Annotated in this window: 1 protein-coding gene; it reads left to right on the top strand. The window is 34.1% G+C overall.

The window, feature by feature from the left end:
* Window positions 1-45 precede the first annotated feature (45 nt).
* A partial coding sequence (locus tag AC3II9_RS22225) for a hypothetical protein (protein WP_489158917.1) occupies window positions 46-249 on the top strand: 204 nt, incomplete at its 3' end.

Genomic DNA, 249 nt, shown 5'->3' with positions numbered 1-249 from the left:
ATATAAAGATGAATAGACATTAGAACGAAAATATAAGGAGAAGAAATGAAAGTCCTTAAATCTACTTTATTTTCTCTTATGGGAATGCTGATAATAACTAGCGCAGATGCTGGAAATACATCTACATCATTAAGGGTTAGTTTAACAATTATTGAAACATGTGATGTTTCAACACAAGGAAACTTGGATTTTGGTTCAGTGGTTCGTTCTCAGCCAGTTGCTGGGGCAGCAACCAATATATCTGTTCAA

The organism is Lysinibacillus sp. RU7 (genome assembly GCF_057837305.1).
Note: the sequence above shows the minus strand (reverse complement) of the source record. Positions and strands in the feature narration are given on the sequence as shown.